The 22,583-nt window shown below is 66.9% G+C and carries 24 protein-coding genes; 16 read left to right on the top strand and 8 right to left on the bottom strand.

Annotation, left to right across the window (positions count from 1 at the left end; translation table 11 throughout):
- Positions 1-38: 38 nt before the first annotated feature.
- The 4 genes from ggt to AC1DYK_RS26655 all read left to right on the top strand — a co-directional run bounded on the left by ggt (position 39) and on the right by AC1DYK_RS26655 (position 3,024).
- Entirely contained in the window at positions 39-1,775 is a 1,737-nt protein-coding gene (ggt, locus tag AC1DYK_RS26670) for a gamma-glutamyltransferase (RefSeq protein ID WP_478169045.1), read from the top strand.
- 186 nt (positions 1,776-1,961) lie between these two features.
- Positions 1,962-2,171 carry a hypothetical protein gene (locus AC1DYK_RS26665; protein WP_478169044.1) on the top strand — a complete coding sequence of 70 codons (210 nt, stop codon included), beginning with the start codon at positions 1,962-1,964 and terminating at the stop codon, positions 2,169-2,171.
- Positions 2,172-2,232: 61 nt separating this feature from the next.
- Positions 2,233-2,622, top strand: a complete 390-nt coding sequence (locus AC1DYK_RS26660; RefSeq protein WP_478169043.1) for a fluoride efflux transporter FluC — start codon at positions 2,233-2,235, stop codon at positions 2,620-2,622.
- 12 nt (positions 2,623-2,634) lie between these two features.
- A complete protein-coding gene (locus AC1DYK_RS26655; protein ID WP_478169042.1) occupies positions 2,635-3,024 on the top strand; it encodes a CrcB family protein in 390 nt (129 codons plus the stop codon).
- A 168-nt stretch (positions 3,025-3,192) separates the two neighbouring features.
- Here the strand turns inward: AC1DYK_RS26655 and AC1DYK_RS26650 are convergent, their stop codons facing one another.
- From AC1DYK_RS26650 to AC1DYK_RS26640, 3 genes are all read right to left on the bottom strand, one after another.
- Positions 3,193-4,164 carry a M14 family metallopeptidase gene (locus AC1DYK_RS26650; RefSeq protein WP_478169041.1) on the bottom strand — a complete coding sequence of 324 codons (972 nt, stop codon included), beginning with the start codon at positions 4,162-4,164 and terminating at the stop codon, positions 3,193-3,195.
- Complete coding sequence (locus tag AC1DYK_RS26645) at positions 4,161-5,147, bottom strand: Bug family tripartite tricarboxylate transporter substrate binding protein (protein ID WP_478169040.1); 987 nt, start codon at positions 5,145-5,147, stop codon at positions 4,161-4,163. Before AC1DYK_RS26645 ends, AC1DYK_RS26650 begins: the two co-directional genes overlap by 4 nt.
- Before the next feature lie 100 nt (positions 5,148-5,247).
- The gene (locus tag AC1DYK_RS26640; protein ID WP_478169039.1) at positions 5,248-6,141 is read right to left on the bottom strand and encodes a LysR family transcriptional regulator; all 894 of its coding nucleotides are present in this window, start codon (positions 6,139-6,141) and stop codon (positions 5,248-5,250) included.
- Between the two features lie 417 nt (positions 6,142-6,558).
- Here AC1DYK_RS26640 and AC1DYK_RS26635 point away from each other — a divergent pair, with 417 nt between their 5' ends.
- From AC1DYK_RS26635 to AC1DYK_RS26615, 5 genes are all read left to right on the top strand, one after another.
- Complete coding sequence (locus AC1DYK_RS26635; protein ID WP_478169038.1) at positions 6,559-7,098, top strand: SHOCT domain-containing protein; 540 nt, start codon at positions 6,559-6,561, stop codon at positions 7,096-7,098.
- Positions 7,098-7,931 carry a hypothetical protein gene (locus AC1DYK_RS26630; protein WP_478169037.1) on the top strand — a complete coding sequence of 278 codons (834 nt, stop codon included), beginning with the start codon at positions 7,098-7,100 and terminating at the stop codon, positions 7,929-7,931. The genes AC1DYK_RS26635 and AC1DYK_RS26630 overlap by 1 nt, the downstream gene beginning before the upstream one ends.
- Positions 7,932-8,045: 114 nt before the next feature.
- Positions 8,046-8,303 carry a hypothetical protein gene (locus AC1DYK_RS26625; RefSeq protein WP_478169036.1) on the top strand — a complete coding sequence of 86 codons (258 nt, stop codon included), beginning with the start codon at positions 8,046-8,048 and terminating at the stop codon, positions 8,301-8,303.
- A gap of 69 nt (positions 8,304-8,372) precedes the next feature.
- Positions 8,373-8,795, top strand: a complete 423-nt coding sequence (locus tag AC1DYK_RS26620; RefSeq protein WP_478169035.1) for a hypothetical protein — start codon at positions 8,373-8,375, stop codon at positions 8,793-8,795.
- Positions 8,792-9,229, top strand: a complete 438-nt coding sequence (locus AC1DYK_RS26615; RefSeq protein ID WP_478169034.1) for a ribonuclease HI family protein — start codon at positions 8,792-8,794, stop codon at positions 9,227-9,229. Before AC1DYK_RS26620 ends, AC1DYK_RS26615 begins: the two co-directional genes overlap by 4 nt.
- An 84-nt stretch (positions 9,230-9,313) precedes the next feature.
- On the opposite strand, the gene AC1DYK_RS26610 is transcribed toward AC1DYK_RS26615, so the two are convergent.
- From AC1DYK_RS26610 to amaB, 3 genes are read right to left on the bottom strand one after another with little or no spacing between them, the layout of a single operon-like run.
- Positions 9,314-11,020 carry a thiamine pyrophosphate-binding protein gene (locus tag AC1DYK_RS26610; protein ID WP_478169033.1) on the bottom strand — a complete coding sequence of 569 codons (1,707 nt, stop codon included), beginning with the start codon at positions 11,018-11,020 and terminating at the stop codon, positions 9,314-9,316.
- Between the two features lie 26 nt (positions 11,021-11,046).
- Positions 11,047-12,294, bottom strand: a complete 1,248-nt coding sequence (locus tag AC1DYK_RS26605) for a pyridoxal phosphate-dependent aminotransferase (RefSeq protein WP_478169032.1) — start codon at positions 12,292-12,294, stop codon at positions 11,047-11,049.
- A 2-nt stretch (positions 12,295-12,296) separates the two neighbouring features.
- Positions 12,297-13,841, bottom strand: a complete 1,545-nt coding sequence (gene amaB, locus AC1DYK_RS26600; RefSeq protein ID WP_478169031.1) for an L-piperidine-6-carboxylate dehydrogenase — start codon at positions 13,839-13,841, stop codon at positions 12,297-12,299.
- Positions 13,842-14,034: 193 nt separating this feature from the next.
- Between amaB and AC1DYK_RS26595 the strand changes: the two genes are divergently transcribed.
- Complete coding sequence (locus AC1DYK_RS26595; RefSeq protein ID WP_478086987.1) at positions 14,035-14,943, top strand: LysR family transcriptional regulator; 909 nt, start codon at positions 14,035-14,037, stop codon at positions 14,941-14,943.
- A 10-nt stretch (positions 14,944-14,953) separates the two neighbouring features.
- Here AC1DYK_RS26595 and AC1DYK_RS26590 read toward each other — a convergent pair whose 3' ends face one another.
- Together AC1DYK_RS26590 and AC1DYK_RS26585 are read right to left on the bottom strand one after the other, a co-directional pair.
- Positions 14,954-15,910, bottom strand: a complete 957-nt coding sequence (locus AC1DYK_RS26590; RefSeq protein ID WP_478169030.1) for a 2-hydroxyacid dehydrogenase — start codon at positions 15,908-15,910, stop codon at positions 14,954-14,956.
- The gene (locus AC1DYK_RS26585; protein ID WP_478169029.1) at positions 15,907-16,764 is read right to left on the bottom strand and encodes an IclR family transcriptional regulator; all 858 of its coding nucleotides are present in this window, start codon (positions 16,762-16,764) and stop codon (positions 15,907-15,909) included. Before AC1DYK_RS26585 ends, AC1DYK_RS26590 begins: the two co-directional genes overlap by 4 nt.
- Positions 16,765-16,991: 227 nt before the next feature.
- Between AC1DYK_RS26585 and AC1DYK_RS26580 the strand changes: the two genes are divergently transcribed.
- Genes AC1DYK_RS26580 through AC1DYK_RS26555 form a run of 6 tightly spaced genes read left to right on the top strand, consistent with a single transcriptional unit; the run spans position 16,992 to position 22,569 of the window.
- Positions 16,992-18,074 carry an ABC transporter ATP-binding protein gene (locus AC1DYK_RS26580; protein WP_478086993.1) on the top strand — a complete coding sequence of 361 codons (1,083 nt, stop codon included), beginning with the start codon at positions 16,992-16,994 and terminating at the stop codon, positions 18,072-18,074.
- A complete protein-coding gene (locus AC1DYK_RS26575) occupies positions 18,071-18,931 on the top strand; it encodes an ABC transporter permease (protein ID WP_478169028.1) in 861 nt (286 codons plus the stop codon). Before AC1DYK_RS26580 ends, AC1DYK_RS26575 begins: the two co-directional genes overlap by 4 nt.
- 2 nt (positions 18,932-18,933) lie before the next feature.
- Positions 18,934-19,731 (top strand): ABC transporter permease, encoded by a 798-nt coding sequence (locus AC1DYK_RS26570; RefSeq protein WP_478169027.1) that lies wholly within the window; start codon positions 18,934-18,936, stop codon positions 19,729-19,731.
- Complete coding sequence (locus AC1DYK_RS26565) at positions 19,728-20,030, top strand: (2Fe-2S)-binding protein (RefSeq protein ID WP_478169026.1); 303 nt, start codon at positions 19,728-19,730, stop codon at positions 20,028-20,030. The genes AC1DYK_RS26570 and AC1DYK_RS26565 overlap by 4 nt, the downstream gene beginning before the upstream one ends.
- Positions 20,030-21,430, top strand: a complete 1,401-nt coding sequence (locus AC1DYK_RS26560) for an FAD/NAD(P)-dependent oxidoreductase (protein ID WP_478169025.1) — start codon at positions 20,030-20,032, stop codon at positions 21,428-21,430. The genes AC1DYK_RS26565 and AC1DYK_RS26560 overlap by 1 nt, the downstream gene beginning before the upstream one ends.
- Positions 21,427-22,569 (top strand): NAD(P)/FAD-dependent oxidoreductase, encoded by a 1,143-nt coding sequence (locus tag AC1DYK_RS26555; protein WP_478169024.1) that lies wholly within the window; start codon positions 21,427-21,429, stop codon positions 22,567-22,569. Before AC1DYK_RS26560 ends, AC1DYK_RS26555 begins: the two co-directional genes overlap by 4 nt.
- Positions 22,570-22,583: the final 14 nt, after the last annotated feature.

Genomic DNA, 22,583 nt, shown 5'->3' with positions numbered 1-22,583 from the left:
GCGCACTCACTCCTCACATTGTTCAAAGGAGAAAAGCCGTGAAACAACTTCAGTGGACTTCAAACTTGCGTCGCGCCGTCGTGGCGGCGCTTGCCTTGGCGGGCGCAGCGCAGCTGCACGCATTCTCGCAAGCGCCCGTTGCGGCCGAGAACGGCATGGTCGTGAGCGCGCAGCACCTCGCAAGCAAGGTCGGCGCCGACGTGCTCAAGCGCGGCGGCAACGCGGTCGACGCGGCGGTCGCTGTGGGCTACGCGCTGGCTGTGGTGTATCCGGCGGCGGGCAACCTCGGCGGCGGTGGCTTCATGACCGTGCAATTGGCCGACGGCCGCAAGACCTTCCTCGACTTCCGCGAGAAGGCACCGCTGGCCGCCACCGCCAACATGTACCTCGACAAGGAAGGCAACGTCATCAAGGGCCTGAGCACCAAGGGCCACCTCGCCGTGGGCGTGCCCGGCAGCGTCTCGGGCATGGAATACGCGCGCGAGAAGTACGGCACCATGAAGCGCGCCGCGCTGCTCGCCCCGTCGATCCAGCTGGCCGAAAATGGCTTCGCGCTGGAGCAGGGCGACGTCGACCTGCTCAACACCGCCACGGCTGACTTCAAGGAAGACCCCGCGTCGGGTGCCATTTTCCTGAACAAGGGCCAGCCATTCGTGGCCGGCCAGAAGCTGGTGCAGAAAGATCTCGCGAAGACGTTGAGGGCAATCAGCGTCAAGGGCACGGACGGCTTCTACAAGGGCTGGGTCGGCAACGCCATCGTGGCGTCGAGCCAGGCCGGCAAGGGCCTGATCACGCAGGCCGACCTCGACCAGTACAAGACCCGCGAACTGGCGCCCGTCGAGTGCGACTACCGCGGCTACCACCTCGTGTCAGCGCCCCCGCCGAGTTCGGGCGGCGTGATCATCTGCGAGATGCTCAACATCCTCGAGGGCTATCCGCTCCAGGATTTGGGCTACCACTCGGCCCAGGCCGTGCACTATCAGATCGAAGCCATGCGCCACGCCTACGTGGACCGCAATAGCTACCTCGGCGATCCGGACTTCGTGAAGAACCCGCTCGACCGCCTGCTCGACAAGAATTATGCGGAGAAGATCCGGGCCGTCATCGACCCGAAGAAGGCCGGCGTCTCCAAGGACATCAAGCCAGGCGTGGCGCCGCATGAAGGCAACAACACCACGCACTACTCGATCGCCGACAAGTGGGGCAATGCAGTGTCAGTGACCTACACGCTGAATGACTGGTTCGGCGCCAAGATCACGGCCGCCAAGACCGGCGTGTTGCTGAACGACGAGATGGACGACTTCACCTCGAAGGTCGGCGTGCCCAACCTCTACGGCCTGGTGCAGGGCGAAGCCAACGCCATCGCCCCTGGCAAGCGTCCGCTGAGCTCGATGAGCCCGACCATCGTGACCAAGGACGGCAAGCCCGTGTTCGTCGTCGGCACGCCCGGCGGCAGCCGCATCATCACGGCGGTGCTCCTCACCATCCTGAACGTGGTGGACTACGGCATGAACGTGCAGGAAGCCGTCGACGCACCGCGCTTTCACCAGCAGTGGCTGCCCGACGTGACCAACGTCGAGACCTTCGCACTTAGCCCCGACACGCGCAAGATCCTGACCGACATGGGCCACAATCTGGGCGCGCCACAGCCGGCAAACCACATTGCGGCGATCATCGTCGGTGCCCCCTCGCTGGGCGGCAAGCCGGTGGCCAGCAACCGGTTCTACGGCGCCAACGATCCTCGCCGCAACACCGGGCTGTCGCTCGGGTATTGATGCGGATCGGAATGGGGGCCAAGAGCGGACTCTGGCGGCCACCCCTCAGTTCGCGCCCCCAATTTCACGATGACTATCTTTCGAGTCCTTCTTGCAATCGCTCGGCACTCGACGTGGCAGCCGCCAGCCAGCCGCCGCTCCAGCGCATACTTAAAGCCAGCTTCCTGGCACGAAAGGAGTTCTGCCGTGTTCACGACTGAAGTTCATTTGCCCGAGCTCGCCTTATTGGCTGGGACCCGCGGCGCCTTGGGGGCGGGAGTCGGCCTGCTGCTTGCCGACAAGCTCAGTGAAGAGCAACGCAAAAACATCGGATGGACGCTGGTGGCCGTTGGCGTGCTGACCACAATTCCGCTCGCGGCCATGCTGTTCGGTCACCGCCGAAAAAGCGACGCCTGACTTGGAATATCTGCCCGTTTAGGGTTCTTGGCGCGTCGCCCACGGGCAGAGAGACCGCGAAATGAAGCCATTGGATGTGATGTGGGTCGGCCTGGGGGGCGGCGTCGGGTCCCTGATGCGCTGGTGGATCGGCAGGGTGATCGGCGAACGCTATCACGGCGATTTTCCTCTCGGCACGTTCCTGATCAACATCTCAGGCGCTTTCGCCATCGGCTACCTGTCCTTCCTGTTCAAGGTCGACTGGCACGATCGCTACGGCACGGCCCTCAATTCCGGCGTCCTGACGGGTGTGCTCGGCGGCTATACAACCTTCAGCAGCATGCAGCTTGGCGCGTCCGATCTGGCCGCAAAGAGCCGCAGTGCACTTGCCGCGTTCTATCTTCTTCTGTCGGTCGCGCTCGGTCTGCTGGCCGCCCTGCTCGGGGCGGCGATTGCCCGTGCGCAGGGCTAGGGGTACTTTGTCGTGACCAAGATCGTCGTTCCGGTCTTCGTAGGCGGCGCTCTGGGCGCAGTGCTGCGCGAGTTCTTTATGTTGATGACACCAAAGGTGGCCGACGGTTTCCCGCTGGATATCCTCATGGCGAACCTCGTGGCCTCGCTATTGCTTGGCTACGTCACAGCGCTGCGCCGCCGAAAGCTAGCCTCAGACGGCGCCAATTTGCTGCTCGGGACAGGCGTGTCGGGCGGACTGTCAACGTTTTCGAGCTTTGCCTTTGGCATCGCTGTGCTGACGACTACATCGCAGTCGAGCGCCGTTGTCGCGGCCGCCTATGTCGCAATCAGTCTGGTAGCGGGCTACATTGCAATCATCGTCGGACTCAAGCTCGGAGGACAAAGGTCGCCACCAGCTTGAAAGCCGGGTGGGTTGGACGGCGCTGAGGCGGAGTGCATGGCCCGGCTCTCCGGCAAGAACGAACGTCAGTTCCGGCGACGTTGGAACAGCCGGATTGGGCCCTGACCGGGCTTGCAACGGACGCCGAAACCGGCACCACGGCAAATGTGCAGCAGCCTGCTGCACCCGTCAGAGCAGTCGTCGACGGGCGTAGCGGACCACCGTCACGCCCGGCTTGGCCTGGCGCGTCGAGGGCATGACGAGCACGCAGTCGTCATACGGCGTGACCACGGGCTCGCCGTCGTTCCAGCCGATCACGGTGCCCGCGCGTTCGATCACTTCCAGGCCGGTGAAGGGCTGCGCAAACCGAAATGCCTCGCTGCGCGCCACCACCGGCCCGGTCACGTCGAGGGCCCATTGGCGTGGCGCGTCAGGCTGCAGCCAGCCGGGCAACCATTGCGCGATGGCGGCATCGTCCAGCGTGCCGGCCGCGCGCAGGAAGCGCGCGCACTGGTCCTGCGCCACGGTGCGACTGGCCGGATCGCCATGGAAGCCGCACTCCACAAGCAGCGCACAGGCGTCGCTCTCGGCATCGGGCGCGCCGAAGCGGCCGAAGTCGCGCATGCGCACGCCGTCCTTGTGGCCCGCATCGATGACCACATGCTCGGGGCTGCGCATCTGCTGCGCCAGCCGCAGGTTGCGCGGCTGGATGCCGGTGAGCGACAGCGGCGCGGAGGGCTCATGCATCGAATGCAGGTCCAGCAGCCAATCTGCCTGTGCCACGTGCACCTGCAGTTGCGCGGCGCGCCGCCGCTCCCGTGTATCGCCGGCCTCGATGCGTTCGGGCAACCATTGGCGGTTGAGGTCCTCGTCGACAAAGCGCGAGGCATCGTGGCTGGCCGGATCGAAGCGGTCGAAGGCCTCCAGGTTGCAGAACGCCAGCGTGAGGCGGCCGCGCTGCGGGCGCACCCCGGCTTCCAGCAGCCCCTTGAGCGCCCATGCGCCGCACAGTTCGTTGCCGTGCACGAGCGCGCTGATCATCACGTGCCGACCGGGCTGGTCGGCCTCGAAGCGCCAGACGCCTTCGACGCCGGTGTTGCCGGCACGCCAGGCGGTGATGTCGGGGGCGGGGAGTTGAAACGACAACACGGGCACGCTCATTCCTTGATGTTGGCGAACTTGACGATGTTCTTGTACTTGGCGGTTTCGGAGACGAGAAACTTGTTCAAGTCCACCTCCGAAGCCGGCACGGTCGAACTGGTGGCTTCCATCTTCTTGCGAAAGTCGGGTGACTGCAGGGTCTCGTTCAGCGCTGTCTTCAGCCGGGCCAGCACCGGCTCCGGCAACCTGGCCGGTCCCATCAGCGCGAACCAGACACCGATGTCCAGGTTCTTCAGGCTCGGGGTTTCGCTGAGTGCGGGCAGATCGGGCGTGATGGCCGAACGCTTGGCCTCGGTGGTGCCCAGCGCCACCAGCTTGCCGCTGCGGATGTGGGGCAAGGCGCTGGAGAGCACGAACACGCCGAAATCGATGTTGCCGCCCAGCAGGTCGCTGGTCAGCGGCGCCACGCCACGATAGGGCACGTGGGTCATGAAGACGCCGCCCTGTTGCTTGACCATCTCGCCGGCCAGGTTCAGCGAGGTTCCCACGCCGGAACTGCCGTAGCTGTACTTTCCGGGGTTCTTCTTCAGCAGGGCGAGGAACTCGCCGGTGTTCTTCACGCCTGCCGTCGGGGCCGCCACCAGCACCAGCGGCTGGGAGGCGATCAGGCCGATGGGGGTGAAGTCCTTGAGTTCGTACCGGACGTTGGCGTTGATCAGCTTGTTGATGGCCACTTCGTTGCTGGCCCCCACCAGGAGCGTGTAGCCATCGGGCGCTGCATTGGCGACCTTTTGCGCGCCGATCGCGCCGCCGGCGCCCCCGAGGTTCTCGATGATCACCGGCACGCCGAGCCGATGGGAAAGCTCGACGCCCAGCGCTCGTCCGGTCAGGTCGGTCGAGCCGCCCGGCGGATAGGCCACCACGAGGGTGATGGGCTTGCTGGGGTAGGCCGCGACCTGCGCAGAGGCCGGACCGGCTGCCGTCCAGGCAAGGCCGCACGCGGCCACGGCAAGATAAAGGGAGAAAGCGCGGGGCAGACGCATGGTGGCCTCAAGGTTGGGTGGACCCGAGGATTTTGCGCGGACCCTCGTTCCTTCCTGGTGCCGTCACGGCACGATTCGGTGCTGATTTGTGCAGAACAGATCAGCGCAACGCAATGGCGCGCCACATGTCCTCGGCCAGCGGGCCCAGACGGCGCTTGGGGCGGTACAGGCGAACCTCGAAGCGCACTTCCATGCGACGTCCTCCCGTCAGGACCAGGCGGCCGGACTTGCAGTCGCCTTGCACCATCGACCAGGGCAGCCACGCCACGCCCAGACCCCTGAGCACATATTCGTACAGCGCATCCGCCGAATCGCATTCGATGCAACGCCGAAGGCGCGGCGCCTGCGGGTTGTTCGCGAGATGGTCTTCCACCAGGCGGCCCATCGCCAGCGTCCGGGCATAGGCCAGGAAAGGCACCTCGTCGGCGCCGCCAAAGGCGTGCATCGCGCCGCCCTGCGCATCGGCGCGCGACACCGGCACCAGCTTGTCGGATGCCACCGTCACATGGGTGAACTGCCGGGCATCGAGCCGGAAGGTGAGGGCCGAATGATGATAGATCAGCGAGAAGTCCGCCTCGTTGTTCTCCAGCATCCGGACCGTCCCTGCCAGTGAAGTGGTCAGGACGCGGACTTCACCGTGGCGCAGCACGGGCTGCGCCCGCACCAGCCAGTCGGCCATGACCGTGCGCGCCAAGGTACGGCCGGTGGCCACCGTCACCGTGCGGGCCTGCCGGCCGGCCACGTTCTGCATCTCTTCGCGCGAACCTTCGACGCTGCGCACCGTCTGGCTGGCGTTTTCCAGGAAGCTCTCGCCCGCGGCCGTCAGCGCCACCGGGCTGCTGCCGCGTTCCACCAGTGCCGTGCCGGCCCACGACTCCAGCGCGCGGATGCGGCGACCGAAAGCGGGGTGCGTGACGTGGCGAAGCTCGGCGGCGCGGGTGAAGCTGCGCGTCTGCGCCAGCGCGATGAAGTCTTCCATCCATTTGAATTGCATGGGTGCGCAGTGGTCCTTGTGCGGCGTGCAAAGCCTGAACAAATGGGTTGGAAGTGGAATGAGGATCGCAATTCTGCGGGGATTCTGCCTTGTACTGGCCTTGGCCGCGAGCATCTGGCGGTCGATGCGCGGGCGTGCCGGGCCTCGTTGACGGCTGGTGCGTGTAGTGCGGACAATGCCCAGCGGCTCTCGAACCAAGGGGCCAGGTAGATTTGACGGCGAGGCTGGCGTGTCGCGGGGCCTCGCGCGCGGCAGGGAGAGGCGGAATGCGTCCAACCGCCGGAAACGGGCTGCGGATTCAACCGGACGTTCGTCACGGCCGTCCAGCATTCTTGCACCGCAAGCTTGAACTCCATCCCCATGCAGCTACATTTGGCCCGAACGCGTGCTCGGCCTTCGCCCGGGTAGCCAAACAATTTGAACAAGAAGAGGTGTGAAGTGCTGCCAACGATAGCAAGGGTCGCGATCGCGACGTCCATCGCGACGTCCATCGCGATGGGCACGGTTGGGTGCGGCCAGACATCGGCCATTCAGGCGACGGACAAATCGAAATCGCATTTCGCTGACGCAGCCTTCAAGGGCGAGACCGTAGTGTTGGGCCAGCCGACAAAAGGCAACGAACAGTTTCGACTGTTCCAGCAAGGAGCCACCGGCTACGTATCGCTTCAATCCGTTCGGGATGACGTCGAGTTGAGAGCCGTGCAGTTCTGCGAGCGCAAGGGCCATTCGATGAACGCGTTGCAGGAAACCACATCAACTCCACCGCACATCCTTGGCAACTTTCCTCGCGCTGAGCTTGTCTTTGAATGTGTCGCCAAGGCTTCACCAGTTGGAAGCCCTCAAACAGATGACGTCAAGTTCACGAAGCTGAGCAACCTGAAGAAGCTTCTCGATAGCGGAGCACTTACGCAAGTCGAGTTCGAGCAAGAGAAGAAGAAGGTGCTGAGCCAACCGTGATGAGCAGAACACGCACGTTCTTCATTGTCCTTCTGAGTGCCCTGGTCCTGACTGCCGCTTGGTTCACCCCAGCGACGACACGCGCCCGCACCGAAGTTCAGGCGGGATTCGAGCGCGCCTTGACGGTTTTCGCGGCGGCCCGTGCGCTCGGCGCAGTGGTCTCTGCCGCGCAAGGTACACAGGTCGCGCTGCAGCCGGCCGGGGTCGGAGTGAACTTGGCACCCGGCCAAGCCCTGCAACCGCTTGACCACCTCATCGACCAGTTCGCCGATGTCATGCTCGTAGCCAGCGTATCTTTTGGCATTCAGCGGCTGTTGCTTGAGCTCGGTAGTCATTGGATGGTGTCGGCGGCCCTATCCATCGCGGTCCTCGCAGCCGCCATGTTGCGTTGGCGGAAAAAGCCTGAGGCCTTGCGCTGGCTCCAGCCCTTGATCGTGGTGCTTTTGGTGGCTCGTTTCGCTGTGCCCGTCTCCGCCCTGGGAAGCGAGGCGATTTACCGCGTGTTCATGGCCGATGAGTATCGCAAGGAGCTTGCCGTACTCAATGCTTCACCAGACAAAGTAAGCGAAGTGAAGGGGGCTGACGCGGCAGGCGACGAGAACATTCTTCAACGATGGAAGCCGAAGTTGCCCGACCTCAAGGGCTCCTACGCGACGATTCTTGCGGCGGCCTCCGAGTGGCCACGCACGATGGTCAAGCTCATCGCCCTTTTTGTACTGCAGACGATTGTTCTTCCGCTCGTCTTCCTGTGGCTGGTCGTGCGAACGGGGCAAATCGCCTTGCGCACGCCTAGGCGAACGAACGAGGTCGTAAGGGTCGCTGAATTCGGCTGAGCGACAGCCCCGCAGTGGTCTTCTCGCGGCACGGCCAAGGGCTTAGAACGGTCAGGAGCAGACCTTCAACCTCAAGGCAGAATTCGTCCACCTCTCGGTGGAACCAGCGCCCCAATGAACCAGAACATCTGCTTTGTTTATTCACAAGACCGCAAACGTCGCATCGCGCTCTTTCGTCGCGACGTGGGAAGTTTTGGATTCGTGGAGCAATATCACTTCAACAACGAAGCCGCTGGCGTCGAGGGATGGGCATCAAAAGCGCCAAGCCCTTCCTTCTACGAGGACCTGGAAATCGCCCAGAAGGAGGCGCTGCTGGGCATCCGATGGGCTGCGAGCCAAGATGGATTTATCGCGGTCGAACCCGCGGTCTAAACGCTGCTTCCGGCCAGAACCCGCCGTTCGATTGAGCCCTCCTTGTCGCCGTAGCATGGAAATTCATCGATGGACTTAAAGCAGATTGCGTACTTTCAAGACCGATACTCGCGCATGAGCGATGAGGAGTTGGCGACGCTCGTGGTAACGCGACGGGACATGTTGTCCGAAGAAGCCGTTGAGGCTCTGCAACGCGTATTGGACCGCCGAGACGTTTCCACCTTCCTCAGCGAAGTGAATGAGAAGGCCACTGACGTGAAGGCGCAGGTGGCAGGTCTCGAGCAGCAGCGAGAACGCCAAAGGGCCACAATTCGTGAAATTCCGCGCGCCATGCTAGTTGTGGTAGCTGCCGCAATCGCAATCTTTGCTGTTGCGGCGTTTGCCAGGTCGATGACTTGGCGAGGTCATCTTGGGCACCTCAGCCGCCATGCCGTGAACGTCTGCTTTCGTGAGGGCGCTACTTCCGCTATGGGCTGCGGATATTGCAAATGAACCCTTGGGTTGCCTACTGCGACGGCAGCGCCGTGCCCAACCCCGGTCGTATCGGGCTGGGGGCGGTGTTTACCGAGCCTGATGGAACGCGCCACACGCTTTCGGAAGCGTCGCATGAGAACGGCTGCAATAACGAGGCGGAGCTGAGAGCTCTGCTGGCAACGCTTCAGGAACTGAAATTGCGTGGGGCGGGCACGCTGTTCATTCACTGCGACAACAGTGTCGTTGTCGAACAGGTCGGCAGCAGCACGGCAAAGCCGATTGCCCGGCTTGCTTCCTTGTTTGATGAAGCGCGAGCACTGCTCAATTCGTTCGACCAGGCGACCCTGATGTGGATACCGCGCCATCGCAACAGAGAAGCTGATGCACTCGCTCGTGCTGCACTGGGGCTTGCTGGCAATCGCATTGTCAAACTGTCCAAGAAGCGGCGTTAGTGCCAAGCAAGCCGAGGCTACGGTCGGCCAACCGCCGCAGCCAGGAGCGGTCTCTGGCGACGGCTGATTCCGGCACGAGCGCACTCACGCAGTCGTTCGGCCGCTCGGAACATTGGCGCTGGAGCCGCCGTCTTGCGCCGCAGCCCGAATACCCTGCAACGTGTTGGTCGGGGTGATCGCTTCCGGGAGCAGGCAATGCAGGATCGCGGGTTTGCCGCTGGCCCGTGCGCGCGCGAGTGCCGGTGCGAACTCCGCCGTGGACGTGACGCGTTCGCCATGGCCGCCGAACACCTCCGCATAGCCCCGGAAGTCCGGGTTCTTCAACTGCGTGGCGCTGACGCGGCCCGGGTAGTGCTTCTCCTGGTGCATGCGGATCGTGCCGTACATGGCGTTGTCGAGCAGCACCACGATGATCGGCAGGCCGTACTGCACGGCGGTCGCGAACTCCTGCCCATGCATCAGGAAGTCGCCGTCGCCGGCGAACACCAGCACCTCGCGTTCGGGCCACAGGCGCTTGGCGCCCACGCCGGCCGGCAGGCCGTAACCCATGGAGCCGCAGGTAGGCGCCAGCTGGCTGGCGAAGGCGCGAAACGGCCAGAAGCGGTGCACCCAGGTGGCGAAGTTTCCGGCCCCGTTGCAGAAGATGGTGTCGGCCGGCAGCACCTCGCGCAGATGCGTCATCACCTCGCCCATCTGCAAGGGGCCCGGGATGCGGATCGGCGCCGGATCGCTCCAGGCCAGGAACGCCGCGCGCGCCTCGGCGGCCTCGGCCTGCCAGGTCGGCGCAGCGGCGGGGCGCAGTGTGGCGGCGGCCTCGGCAAAGGCCTGCGGCGTGGCGTGGATGGCCTGCGTCGCACGGTACAGCTTTCCGAGCTCGTCGGCGTCGGCATGCACGTGCACCAGCGCCTGTCGGGGCGTCGGGATGCCGAGCAGCTCGTAGCTCTGTGACGGCACCTCGGACAGGCGCCCGCCGACGAGCAGGACCAGGTCGGCCGCGCGGATGCGCGCCAGCACCGCAGGATTGACGCCCAGGCCGAGATCGCCGGCATAGCAGGGGTGCTCGGCGCTGAACAGCATCTGTCGGCGGAACGAGCAGTACACCGGCAGCGAAAAGGCCTCGGCGAACGCCGTGATCTGCCGCGTCGCGACTTCCGACCAGCGACTGCCACCCAACACCATGACGGGGCGTTCCGCCGCGGCCAGACGCTGCGTCAGCTCGGCCATCTGGGCCGCGCCCGGATGGGTCTGCGTCACCGCGTACGGTTGCGCGTCGGCGACGGCCGCGGCCTCGGTCAGCATGTCTTCGGGCAGCGCGATGACCACCGGGCCGGGGCGGCCGGAGGTGGCGACGTGGAAGGCGCGCGAAACCAGCTCGGGCAGTCGCTTCGGGTCGTCGACCTCGACGACCCACTTGGCCATGGTGCCGAATACGGCGCCGTAGTCGAGTTCCTGAAAGGCTTCGCGCCCCAGTGCGTCGCGCGCCACCTGGCCCACGAAGAGCAACAGCGGTGTCGAGTCCTGGTGCGCGATGTGCACGCCGGCGGCCGCATTGGTGGCGCCGGGCCCGCGCGTGACGAAACAGATGCCGGGGCGGCCGGTGAGTTTCCCCTGGGCCTCGGCCATCATCGCCGCGCCACCTTCCTGGCGGCAGACGGTGACGGCGATGGACGCATCGTGGAGGGCGTCGAGCACGGCGAGAAAGCTCTCGCCGGGTACGCAGAAGAGCTGCTGCACGCCATGCACGACGAGCTGGTCGACCAGGATCTGGCCGCCGGTGCGGAGGGATGTCATGGGAATTTCCAATCCGGGAGAGGCTGTCACTGGAGCGCCGCGCAGGCCGCCGCAATGCGCGCGCAGGCCTCCTGCAGCTGATCCATCGAGGTGGCGTAGGAGATGCGGAAGTACGGTGCCAGCCCGAACACGCTGCCGGGCACGACGGCCACCTCGAAGTCCTGCAGCAGATAGCGGCAGAAATCGGCGTCCGTCCGCAGTCGCATGCCGCGTCGCGTGGAGCGACCGAGCACGCCGGCGCAACTGGCGTAGGTGTAGAACGCGCCCTCGGGCCTGCGGCAGTGCAGGCCGGGTGTGACGTTGAGCGCATTCACGACGAAATCCCGGCGTGCCTGGAAATCGGCGCAGCGTGCGGCGATGAAGTCCTGCGATCCGGTCAATGCCTCGATCGCGGCGGCCTGGCTGACCGAGGACGGGCATGACGTCGACTGGCTCTGCACGACGGCCATGGCTGCAATCAGGTCGCGCGGACCGGCGCCGTAGCCGATGCGCCATCCGGTCATCGCATAGGCCTTGGAGACGCCATTGACGGTCAGCGTACGCTCGCGCAGCCGTGGTTCCACGGCAGCCGGCGTCGCGAAGGCCAGGCCGTCGTAGAGGATGTGCTCGTAGATGTCGTCGGCCAGCACCCAGACCTGCGGATGGCGCAGCAGCACCTCGGTGAGAGATTGCAGCTGCGCCGCGCTGTAGGCCGTGCCGCTCGGGTTGGACGGCGAGTTCAGGAAGACCCAGCGCGTGCGCCGCGTGATCGCGGCGTCGAGCTGTCCGGCCTCGAGACGGAAACCGTGCCCCTCGCTGCAAGGCAGCACCACCGGCACGCCGCCGCAGATCTGCACGATGTCGGCATAGGAGGTCCAGTAGGGCGCCGGCAGGATCACCTCGTCGCCCGGCTCCAGGCTGGCCATCAGCGCGTTGAAGATCACCTGCTTGGCGCCGGCGCTCACGCTGATCTCGTCGAGGGCAAAGTCCAGCGCGTTGTCGCGCTGGAACTTGTGGCGCACCGCGGCCTTCATCGCGTTGCTGCCGTCGAGCACGGTGTAGCGCGTCTCGCCGCGCGCGATGGCCCGCGCGGCCGCGGCACGGATGTTCTCCGGCGTGTCGAAGTCGGGTTCGCCCGCACCCAGCACGATCACCGGACGCCCGGCGCGCCGCAGCGCATTCGCATGGTCGGTGATGCGCAGGATCTCGGACACGCCGATCGCGCGCAGTCGTTGTGACGGCGCGAACGCTGGCGCTGGCGCTGCATCGGGCGCCAGGGTGGCGGTGGCCCTCACGCTCAGTCCCCGATGTCGAAGGTCACGCCCTGCGCGAGCGGCAGCGCGGTCGAGTAGTTGATGGTGTTGGTGGCGCGGCGCATGTAGGCCTTCCATGCGTCGGAGCCCGCCTCGCGGCCGCCGCCGGTTTCCTTCTCGCCACCGAAGGCGCCGCCGATCTCCGCGCCGCTCGGGCCGATGTTGACATTGGCGATGCCGCAGTCGGATCCGGCGCTCGACATGAAGCGCTCGGCCTCGCGCACGTCGAGCGTGAAGATCGAGGACGACAGGCCGGCGCCCACCGCGTTGTGCCACTCGATGGCCTGCTCGAAGCTGCTGTAGCGCACGACGTAGAGGATCGGCGCGAAGGTCTCGCGCAGCGCCGGACCGGCGTGCGCCGGCAGCTCGACCAGCGCGGGCCGCGCGTAGTACGCGGCATCGCCGCCGATGCCGGCCACGCGTTCGCCGCCATGGACGGTCGCGCCCGCCGCGCGGCTTTCCGCCAGCGCCTTCTGCATGCCGTCGAATGCGGCGCCGTCGATCAGCGGCCCGACCAGAGTGCCGGAGACGCGCGGGTCGCCGACCTTCACCTGGCCGTAGACCTTCGCCAGCCTGGGCACCAGCGCGTCGTAGATGCTGTCGTGCACGAACAGCCGGCGCAGCGTGGTGCAGCGCTGGCCGGCCGTGCCCATGGCGGCGAAGGCGATGCCGCGCAGCGCGAGGCCGAGGTCCGCCGAGGGCGCGACGATGGCCGCGTTGTTGCCGCCGAGTTCGAGAATGGCGCGCGCGAAGCGGGCGGCCAGCCTGGGGCCGACCTGGCGTCCCATCGCCGTCGAGCCGGTGGCCGACAGCACCGGCACGCGCGGGTCGTCGACCAGCAGTTCGCCGATGTCGCGCTGCCCGACCAGCAGTTCGAGCAGGCCCTCGGGCGCATCGCCGAAGCGGGCGAGCGCGCGCTGCGCGATGGCGTGCGTGGCGAGCGCGGTCAGGGGTGTCTTTTCGGAGGGCTTCCACACCACCGAATCGCCGCACACCAGCGCCAGCGCCGCATTCCATGACCACACGGCCACCGGGAAGTTGAAGGCGGAGATCACGCCGACCACGCCCAGCGGGTGCCAGGTTTCCATCATGCGGTGCTCGGGGCGCTCGGTCGCGATCGTCAGCCCGTAGAGCTGGCGCGACAGGCCGACCGCGAAGTCGCAGATGTCGATCATCTCCTGCACCTCGCCCGCGCCTTCGGACGGCACTTTGCCCACCTCGAGCGTCACGAGCAGGCCGAGGTCGGCCTTGGCCGCGCGCAGTTCTTCGCCCAGCAGGCGCACCAGTTCGCCGCGGCGCGGTCCGGGCACCAGGCGCCACGCGAGGTACGCGGCATGGGCGCGGCCGATCGCGGCCTTGGCGTCTGCCGTCGAGGTCTGTCGCACATGGGCGATCGTCTCGCCGCTGATCGGCGAGCGCACGGCGAGTTCGCCGTCGGCGTACGCCGACTTCGGCACGCCGAGGCGTTGAAGCAGTTGATCGACCTGGGCGGGGATGGGCCGGGCGGTGGAGGCGGGGGCGTCTGACATGAGGAGCTCTCGGGGCGATGGATTTGTGGATGCAATGTCGGCGAATCCGCATCGCTTGCATAGTGAAAAATCGGAAGAACTTGATGAGTATTGCGAATGAAGTAGGCTTCCATCACTTCGCCCGGGGCGGTCTTCGCCAGCCAGGGCGATAAGGCCGCCAGCCTGCGAGATGATCATTCCCCCGTTGCATGACATGTTCCACAAGACCTTCCTGCCGCCCATGGCCGACCTGCTCGCTTTCGAGGCCGCCTCGCGCCACGCGAGCATCTCGCGCGCGGCGGACGAGCTGCATCTCACGCAAAGCGCGGTATCGCGCCAGATTCGCCAGCTCGAGCAACAGTTGGGGCTCGCGCTGTTCCACCGGGTGCGCCAGCGGGTCGTCCTGACGGACGTGGGGCGTGTCTACGCGGCGGACGTGCGCGCCGCGCTTCAACAGTTCTCGGGCGCCACGCAAAAGGCCATGGCGCTGTCCGGCGGCGGTGGGCTGCTCAACCTCGCGGTGCTGCCGACCCTGGGCACGCGTTGGCTGATTCCGCGGCTGGGCGACTTCACGGGCCGGCATCCGCAGGTGACGGTCAACTTCGCTGCGCGTTCCGAGCCCTTCGATTTTTCGCAGGAGCCCTTCGACGCAGCCATCCACTTCGGCGCCCCGCATTGGGCCGGGGCCCGATGCGAATATCTGATGCACGAGCGCACGGTCCCTGTCTGCAGCCCCGCCTTTCAGCGTGCGCATGGCATCCGATCCGTGGCGGACCTCGGCGCGGTCGTGTTGCTGCAGCAAAGCACGCGACCCACCCAATGGGCCGAATGGTTCGCGCAGGTCGGCGCGGCGGGCGTGCCGGCGCTGCGCGGGCCGCGCTTCGAGCAGTTCGCGATGATCGCGCAGGCCGCCGTATCGAGCCTCGGCGCCGCGCTGCTGCCCAGCTTCCTGGTCGAAGCGGAGATCGAAGCGGGCGAACTCGTGGTCCTTTTTCCGCAAGCCCTCACGAGCTCCGACGCGTACTACCTCGTCTATCCGGAGTCGCGTGCCGAAGCACCGCTGGTGCAGGCCTTTCGCGACTGGATCGTCGCGCAGGCGCATGGGGCGCCTGCGGCCAGGTGAAGGCCTCCCCTCAATACCCGCGCGCCGGATCGAAGCGCCCCTCGACGGCCTCGCCTTTTTCGAAGGCTGCGATCTGCTGCGCGAAGAACCTGGCGCGCATGCGTCGCGTGACCGTCGCGGCAATGTGCGGGGTGACGAAGATCCCGGGGTGCGACCAGGCCGGATGATCTTTCGCCAAGGGTTCCTCGGCAAAGACGTCGACGAAGGCTCCGCCCAGCTGGGCTGAATCGAGGGCGGCGACGAGCGCGTCCAGGTGCAACTGCGACCCGCGCCCGGCGTGGATCAGCCCGGCACCTTTCGGCAGGCGGGCCAGCAGCTGCGCGTTCAGGATGCCTTCGGTTTGCGGCGTGGCGGGAAGCAGGCAGACCAGGATGTCGGAGCGCGCCAGGAACGCATCCAGTTCGCCGGGCCCCGCGTAGCACGCGACGCCTTCGAGGGTCTTGGCGGTGCGCGACCACCCGATCGTCCGGAAGCCGAGGGCGCTCACCATCTGCGCGGATCGCACACCCAGGGTACCCAGTCCCAGGATGCCGACGCAGGTGTCGGGCGCGCTGCGCTCCGCCTCGAAGGCGGTCCATTCGCGGACATCCTGTTGCCGCACCAGGCGCTTCAGGTTGCGCAGCAGCGCCAGTGCCGCCATGGCGACGTATTCGCCCATGCGTTGTGCGGTCTCCGGCGGTATCGAGCGGATCAGCGGAACCTGCCGGGGCCATTCGGGATCGGCGGTGATGTGGTCCACGCCGGCGCCCGCGCTGAGCACCAGTCGCAGGTTCGGCAAGGCGGCCAGACGCCCCGGCTCCGGCTGCCAGACCAGTGCGTAGTCGACCCGGTCTGGAGAGACCGACGGATCGTCCCACCAATGCACGGCGATATGCGGCGCGAAGCTTTGCAGATGCGCCCGCCATTCGGCGACTGCAGCTTCTCCTCCTGAATTGACCAGCAGCAGGCGCGGAACGACCGGCGTCATGGGTTCGACCCGGCCGGCGCACTTTCGATGCGCTGCGCCGCAGGCGAACTCGCCAGGCTTTGTGCGGGCCTTCGCAACGTGGCATCGAAGGGATTGATCTTCGGTCCGATCGCCGCCGCTTCGCGCTTGAGCAACTCGACGACGGTCGGCAGGCGGTCGGGATTGAGCCGGTCGGCGATCGTGCCGACGGCCAGCGCCGCCACCGCTCGGCCTTCGCGATCGAGGATCGGCACGGCGACGCCGGCCATGCCCTCCAGCAGCCCGCTGTTGCGGGCAGCGAAGCCTGTCTGGCGGACCCGTTCGATCTCGGTGCGCAGATAGACCTCGTCGTAGACACCGTACTCGCGCACCCGTGCCAGATTGAAGCGGATGACCTCCTCGCGTTCTTCCTGCGGCAGGAAGGCGAGGATCGCCAGCGCCCCCTGGCCGACGCCCAAGGCCACGCGGCCGCCGACGTCGCCCGTGAAGGAGCGGATCGGAAACGGGCCCTCGCTGCGGTCCAGGCAGACCGCCTCGAAGCCGCTGCGCACCAGCAGGAAGATGCTGTCGCCGAGGCTCGCGCACAGGCGCAGCAGGACCGGGCGGCACAGCGCTCGCAGGTTGCCGGGATTGCCCGCCTTCGCGGCCAGCGCGAAGAAATCGGTGCTCAGCCGGTAGAGCTTGCTGCGCTCGTCCTGCTCGACCATGCCTTCGCCGATCAGCGACTGCAGCAAACGGTGCGTGGTGGCCTGGGTCAGGCCCACATTTCGTGCGACTTGGGTCACCCGCGCACCGTCTGCCTGCGCGTCGGCCAGCGCACGGATCACCGAAAACACGCGGGGCACGCCGCCAGTGGCGGCCGGGGACGTCGTCATACCTTGTTCCTGCGGAATATTCTGGTGGCAGTTTATCTCAATAGTTTCATTGAATGGAATAAAAGACATAAAAGTTCCGTTTAATGGAATACCCGTGGATTCATGGTTCGGTTATTGCAATAGATTCACTACGAAAGCAGCGGGAATTCAGTTCTCGCAGCGTGCCGAAGCAGTGCGCGTTGCCGGCCGAGCCCGTCGCTGCCTCGAATGCAATGAAAGGCCCATGGATGTCGTTTCTTCAGCTCACCGGCGTGACCAAGTTCTATGGCGCGACCTGCGCCGTGTCGGCGATCAACCTGTCCGTCGAGAAGGGCGAGTTCGTGTCCCTGCTCGGGCCGTCGGGCTGCGGCAAGACGACCACGCTGCAGATGGTCGCGGGCTTCGAGGCCGTCAGCAGCGGCCGCATCGAGCTCGACGGCAAGGACATCACCCATGCCAAGGCCAACACCCGTGGCCTCGGCATCGTGTTCCAGACCTACGCGCTGTTCCCGCACATGACGGTGGCCGACAACGTGAGCTTCGGCCTGGAGATGCGCAAGATGCCCAAGGCCGAGCGCCGCGAGCGCGTGGCGCAGGCGCTCTCGCTGGTGCACCTCGAGATGCATGCCGATCGCTATCCGCGCCAGCTGTCCGGTGGCCAGCGCCAGCGCATCGCGCTCGCCCGTGCCCTGGTGATCGAGCCGCCGGTGCTGCTGCTCGACGAGCCACTGTCCAACCTCGACGCCAAGCTGCGCGAAGAGATGCAGTTCGAGCTGCGCCAGATCCAGCGCAAGGTCGGCACCACCACCATCATGGTCACCCACGACCAGAGCGAGGCGATGTCCATCAGCGACCGTGTCGTCGTGATGGAAGGCGGCCGCGCGACCCAGATCGACCCTCCGCATCGCTGCTACGAGCATCCGCGCACCCGTTTCATCTCGACCTTCGTCGGCAAGGCGAACCTGCTCGAAGGCCGCGTGTCCTCGGCCGGCACGCGCACGCGCGTCGAGGTCGGCCCGCTGGCGGTCGATGTCGACGACACGGGCTTCCGTCCCGGCGCGGCCGTGCTGATGAGCGTGCGGCCCGAGAAGATCCAGTTCACCGCGAGCGGCTCCGGCCGGCTCGACGGCACGGTCGGCGAGCGCTTCTTCCTGGGCAGCCAGTGGCTCTATCGCGTGGCGACACGGGTCGGCGACCTGATGGTGCTCAGCCCCAACGACGGCCGCGACGCGCTCGACGAAGGCGCGACGGTCGGCGTGGACTGGCCGGGGCATTGCACGCGCCTGCTGCCTGCCGACGAGGCGGCCATGGCGCAGAGGGCGGTTGCATGACCGGTATCGCCAGGAAGGCCACGCCCTGGTGGCTGTCCACGCCCGCGCTGCTGCTCTTCACTGCGCTGCTGCTGGTGCCGTTGCTGCTGACAGCCGTGCTGTCCTTCAACGTCTACGATGCCGCGACCGGGCCGAGGGCCGGCGAGTTCACGCTCGATCACTACGTTCATCTCTTCACCGACTCCTACTACTACGGCATCTTCTGGCGGACCTTCTGGATCTCGGCGCTGGTCGCCGTGATCTGCGTCCTCATCGGTACGCCCGAGGCCTACGTACTGAGCCGGATGCGCAATCCGTGGCGCTCGATCCTGCTGCTGGTGGTGCTGGCGCCGCTGATGGTTTCGGTCGTGGTGCGTGCCTTCGGCTGGAGCATGCTCCTCGGGCCCGAAGGCCTGGTGAACGGGCTGCTCGGCATCGTCGGCATCGGCCCGATCAAGATGCTCTACACCGAGACGGCCATCGTGATCGCCCTCGTGCACGTGATGCTGCCCTTCATGGTGATCCCGGTGTGGACCTCGCTGCAGAAACTCGACGCCGGCGTCGAGAACGCCGCGCTGTCGCTGGGCGCCTCCCCCATCACCACGCTTCGGCGCGTGGTGCTGCCGCAGGTGATGCCCGGCATCCTCTCGGGCAGCCTGATCGTGTTCGGTCTCTCGGCCAGTTCCTTCGCGATCCCGGGCCTGCTCGGCGGGCGCCGGCTCAAGATGGTCGCGACCATCGTCTACGACGAATACCTGCATGAACTCAACTGGCCGCTCGGCGCTGCGATCGCGCTGGTGCTGCTGGTCGCCAACCTGGTGGTGATGCTGAGCTACAACCGCCTCGTCGAAGGCCGCTACAAGAAGGCGCTGGGTTGACCATGAGCAAGAACGGACCCTTCGCCCTCGCGTTCAACGCGCTTGTCATCGCCTTCATGCTGGCGCCCCTGGTGGTCGTCTGCGTGGTCGCCTTCACGCCCGAGAACACGCTCACGCTGCCGACCACCGAGTTTTCCTTGCGCTGGTTCGAGGCGGTGTTCGCGCACCCGGATTTCATGCAGTCCTTCTGGAACAGCCTGCGGCTCGGCCTTGCGTCGGCCACGCTTGCCACGCTGGTCGCGGTGCCTGCCGGCCTGGCGATCACGCGCTACGAATTTCCAGGGCGCGACTTCCTCAACGGCCTGTTCCTCTCGCCGCTGATCATTCCGCACCTGGTGCTGGGCGTCGCCCTGCTTCGCCTGTTCGCGCTGGTCGGCGGCACCGGCAGCTTCGGTTTCCTGATCTTCGCGCATGCCTTGATCGTCACGCCCTACACGCTGCGCCTGGTGGTGGCGGCGCTGGTCGGTTTCGACCGCAGCGCGGAGCAGGCGGCGCTGTCGCTGGGCGCGAGCCAGGCCACGGTGTTCAAGCGCATCACGCTGCCGATGATCCTGCCGGGCGTCACCGGCGGCTGGCTGCTGGCCTTCATCAACAGCTTCGACGAAGTGACGATGTCGATCTTCGTCACCTCGCCGAGCACGGTGACGCTGCCGGTGCGGATGTACATGTACGCCACCGAGTCGATCGACCCGCTGATGGCCGCGGTGTCGGCGCTGATGGTGGCGGTCACCGCGGTCGCGATGATCGTCCTGGACAGGCTCTACGGCCTCGACCGCGTGCTGGTGGGCGGACACCGATGAGCCACCACACCATCCAGCCGCTGCTGCGCCGGGTCGCCGAAACGAAGCGGGCCGCGGTCGCCTTTACCCTGGACGGACGTTCGGCGCAGGCGCTCGAAGGCGACACCGTCCTTACCGCCGTTCTGACCCAGGGCGCGCAGTTGCGCCGCAACGAATTCAGCCACGAGCCGCGTGCCGGCTTCTGCCTGATGGGCGCCTGCCAGGATTGCTGGATCGCCACCGCCGAAGGTGCGCGGCTTCGCGCCTGCTCGACCTTCATCGCACCGGGCATGGCCTTGCTGAGCGGAGGAGGGCGTTGATGACCGCGCCGCTCCAGCCGGCGATCGTCGGCGCCGGCCCGGCCGGCATCCGTGCCGCGCAAACGCTCGCGAAGCACGGCGTGCGGCCGGTGCTGATCGACGAGGCCGCGCGCGCCGGCGGCCAGATCTACCGTCGCCCACCCGCGCATTTCAGCCGGCCGCCCGAGACGCTCTACGGCAGCGAGGCCGCCCGTGCCACCGCCGTGCATGCGGCCATCGACGACCTGCAGGACCGCATCGACTATCGTCCCGACAGCCTCGTGTGGAACGTGCAGGACGCCGGGCTCGACGTGCTGCACGGCCCGACGCAGACCACGCGCACCGTGCCCTACGGCCAGCTCATCGTCGCGACCGGTGCCACCGATCGCGTGTTGCCGGTGCCCGGCTGGACGCTGCCAGGCGTGTACACGCTGGGCGGTGCACAGGTGGCGCTCAAGTTCCAAGGCTGCGCCATCGGCTCCCGCGTGGTGCTCGCGGGCACCGGACCCTTGCTCTACCTGGTGGCCTGGCAGTACGCGAAGGCCGGCGTCGATGTCGCGGCGGTGCTCGATACCGCGCGCTTCGGCGATCAGCTGGCCGCCGTGCCGGCGATGCTCAGGCAGCCCGCGGTATTCCTGAAGGGGGTGCATTACGTCGCCTGGCTGCGCGCGCACGGCGTGCCGTTGCGGCGCGGCGTGCGACTGCTGCGCATGGAGGGCGACGAGCGGGTGCGCGCCGTCGTGTGGGGCGAAGCCGGGCGCGAGCACACGCTCGACTGCGACGGCGTCGGCTTCGGCTATGCACTGCGGTCCGAGACCCAGCTGGCGGATCTGCTGGGCTGCCGCTTCGCCTTTGCGCCGCTGCATCGCGCGCATCTGCCCGAGCGCGATGCGGCCGGCCGCTCCAGCGTCGCCGGCGTGTACCTTGCGGGCGATGGCGCCGGCATCATGGGTGCCGACGCGGCCGAGTGGGCGGGCGAGCTGGCCGCGCTCACGCTGCTGGCCGATCACGGCATGGCCATCGACACGCAGCGTGCAGCGGTGCTCCAGCACCGGCTGGCCAGGCTCACCGGATTTCGCGAGGGCCTCGAGCGCGCCTTTCCCTTCCCTTCCGACTGGGCCGCGCACGCGCCCGACGAATTGGTGGTTTGTCGCTGCGAGAACGTCACGGCGGGCGAGTTGCGGCGCAGCGTCGCGGACGGCGGCGCCGACGAGATGAACCGCCTCAAGGCACTGACGCGCGTCGGCATGGGCCGCTGCCAGGGCCGGATGTGCGGCGTCGCCGCCGCCGAGATCCTCGCCCACGCCACCGGACAGCCGGTGCAGCAGGTGGGCCGCTTCCGCGGGCAGGCGCCGATCAAGCCGATCCCCATCCAGCTGGAGCGTGCATCGAGCGCGTCGCACGCAGGAGCAGCCGCATGACGCAGCGCATCGGCACCGACGTCGCCATCGTGGGCGGCGGCATCGTTGGCAGTTCGGCCGCGCTGGCATTGCGCGGCATGGGGCTGCGCGTGGTGCTGCTGGAGCGCGATCTCTGCGGCTCGCGCTCGAGCGGAGTGAACTACGGCGGCGTCCGTCGTCAGGGGCGGCCCCTCGGCCAGTTGCCATTGGCACAGCGTGCGCATGCGATCTGGGGCCGCCTGCCGGAACTGATCGGCACGGACGGCGAGTACCAGCGCTCGGGCCACTTCAAGATCGCGCGCAGCGAAGCCGATCTGGCCGCGCTGGAGGCCTACCGCGACAGCGCACGCGACTTCGCGCTCGGCATCGACATCCTGTCGGGCGCGCGGCTGCGCGAACGGTGCCCGTGGCTCGGCGGCAAGGCGGTCGGCGGCTCGCTGTGCCTGGAAGACGGGCAGGCCAATCCGCGCCTCGTGTCCCCGGCCTTCGCGCTCGCGGCGCAGCGCGCGGGCGCCGACATCCACGAGCGCACGCGCGTCGACGAGATTGCGCACGACGGGCAGTTGTTTCATCTGCGCACGGGCAACGGGCTGGAAGTGAAGGCCCCGGTGCTGCTCAATTGCGCCGGCGCCTGGGCCAACGCGGTCGCCGGGCAATTCGGCGATACGGTGCCGATGTATTCGCGCAGTCCCGCAATGGCCGTCACCGAGCCGCTGCCGTTCTTCATGCAATGGAGCCTCGGCGTCGAGGGCGGCGGTGTGTATTGCCGCCAGGTTGCACGCGGCAATCTGGTGCTCGGTGGAGGACCGGGGCGCCTGCTCGATGCCGACCGTGCACGCTCCGACCGCGACACGATCGCGAGCCTGTCGACGCAGGCGATCGAGCTGCTGCCAATGCTGCGCCATGCGCACCTCATCCGCACCTGGGGCGGCACCGAAGGCTACCTGCCCGACCACCAGCCGGTGATCGGCCCCAGCCGCACGACGCCGGGCCTGTTCCACGGCTTCGGCTTTGCCGGCGCCGGCTTCCAGATCGGCCCTGCCGTTGGGGAGGTTCTGGCCGAACTGGTGCGCGACGGACGCAGCCGCACGCCGATCGGCGCCTTTGCCATCGATCGCTTCGTCGACGTGCCAGAAGCCACTCCGGCGCCGGCCCATTGAACCGCATTCATCCC

The organism is Variovorax sp. P2_H12 (assembly GCF_056403395.1).
The sequence above is the reverse complement of the archived record's forward strand: the minus strand, read 5'-3'. Positions and strand labels throughout refer to the sequence as shown.

Coding starts and splice junctions, on each gene's coding strand:
- AC1DYK_RS26660 (WP_478169043.1), top strand. CDS start 2,233: ATGAAGCCATTGGATGTGATGTGGGTCGGCCTGGGGGGCGGCGTCGGG.
- AC1DYK_RS26650 (WP_478169041.1), bottom strand. CDS start 4,164: ATGAGCGTGCCCGTGTTGTCGTTTCAACTCCCCGCCCCCGACATCACC.
- AC1DYK_RS26645 (WP_478169040.1), bottom strand. CDS start 5,147: ATGCGTCTGCCCCGCGCTTTCTCCCTTTATCTTGCCGTGGCCGCGTGC.
- AC1DYK_RS26640 (WP_478169039.1), bottom strand. CDS start 6,141: ATGCAATTCAAATGGATGGAAGACTTCATCGCGCTGGCGCAGACGCGC.
- AC1DYK_RS26630 (WP_478169037.1), top strand. CDS start 7,098: ATGAGCAGAACACGCACGTTCTTCATTGTCCTTCTGAGTGCCCTGGTC.
- AC1DYK_RS26625 (WP_478169036.1), top strand. CDS start 8,046: ATGAACCAGAACATCTGCTTTGTTTATTCACAAGACCGCAAACGTCGC.
- AC1DYK_RS26620 (WP_478169035.1), top strand. CDS start 8,373: ATGGACTTAAAGCAGATTGCGTACTTTCAAGACCGATACTCGCGCATG.
- AC1DYK_RS26615 (WP_478169034.1), top strand. CDS start 8,792: ATGAACCCTTGGGTTGCCTACTGCGACGGCAGCGCCGTGCCCAACCCC.
- AC1DYK_RS26610 (WP_478169033.1), bottom strand. CDS start 11,020: ATGACATCCCTCCGCACCGGCGGCCAGATCCTGGTCGACCAGCTCGTC.
- amaB (WP_478169031.1), bottom strand. CDS start 13,841: ATGTCAGACGCCCCCGCCTCCACCGCCCGGCCCATCCCCGCCCAGGTC.
- AC1DYK_RS26595 (WP_478086987.1), top strand. CDS start 14,035: ATGTTCCACAAGACCTTCCTGCCGCCCATGGCCGACCTGCTCGCTTTC.
- AC1DYK_RS26590 (WP_478169030.1), bottom strand. CDS start 15,910: ATGACGCCGGTCGTTCCGCGCCTGCTGCTGGTCAATTCAGGAGGAGAA.
- AC1DYK_RS26585 (WP_478169029.1), bottom strand. CDS start 16,764: ATGACGACGTCCCCGGCCGCCACTGGCGGCGTGCCCCGCGTGTTTTCG.
- AC1DYK_RS26580 (WP_478086993.1), top strand. CDS start 16,992: ATGTCGTTTCTTCAGCTCACCGGCGTGACCAAGTTCTATGGCGCGACC.
- AC1DYK_RS26575 (WP_478169028.1), top strand. CDS start 18,071: ATGACCGGTATCGCCAGGAAGGCCACGCCCTGGTGGCTGTCCACGCCC.
- AC1DYK_RS26570 (WP_478169027.1), top strand. CDS start 18,934: ATGAGCAAGAACGGACCCTTCGCCCTCGCGTTCAACGCGCTTGTCATC.
- AC1DYK_RS26565 (WP_478169026.1), top strand. CDS start 19,728: ATGAGCCACCACACCATCCAGCCGCTGCTGCGCCGGGTCGCCGAAACG.
- AC1DYK_RS26560 (WP_478169025.1), top strand. CDS start 20,030: ATGACCGCGCCGCTCCAGCCGGCGATCGTCGGCGCCGGCCCGGCCGGC.
- AC1DYK_RS26555 (WP_478169024.1), top strand. CDS start 21,427: ATGACGCAGCGCATCGGCACCGACGTCGCCATCGTGGGCGGCGGCATC.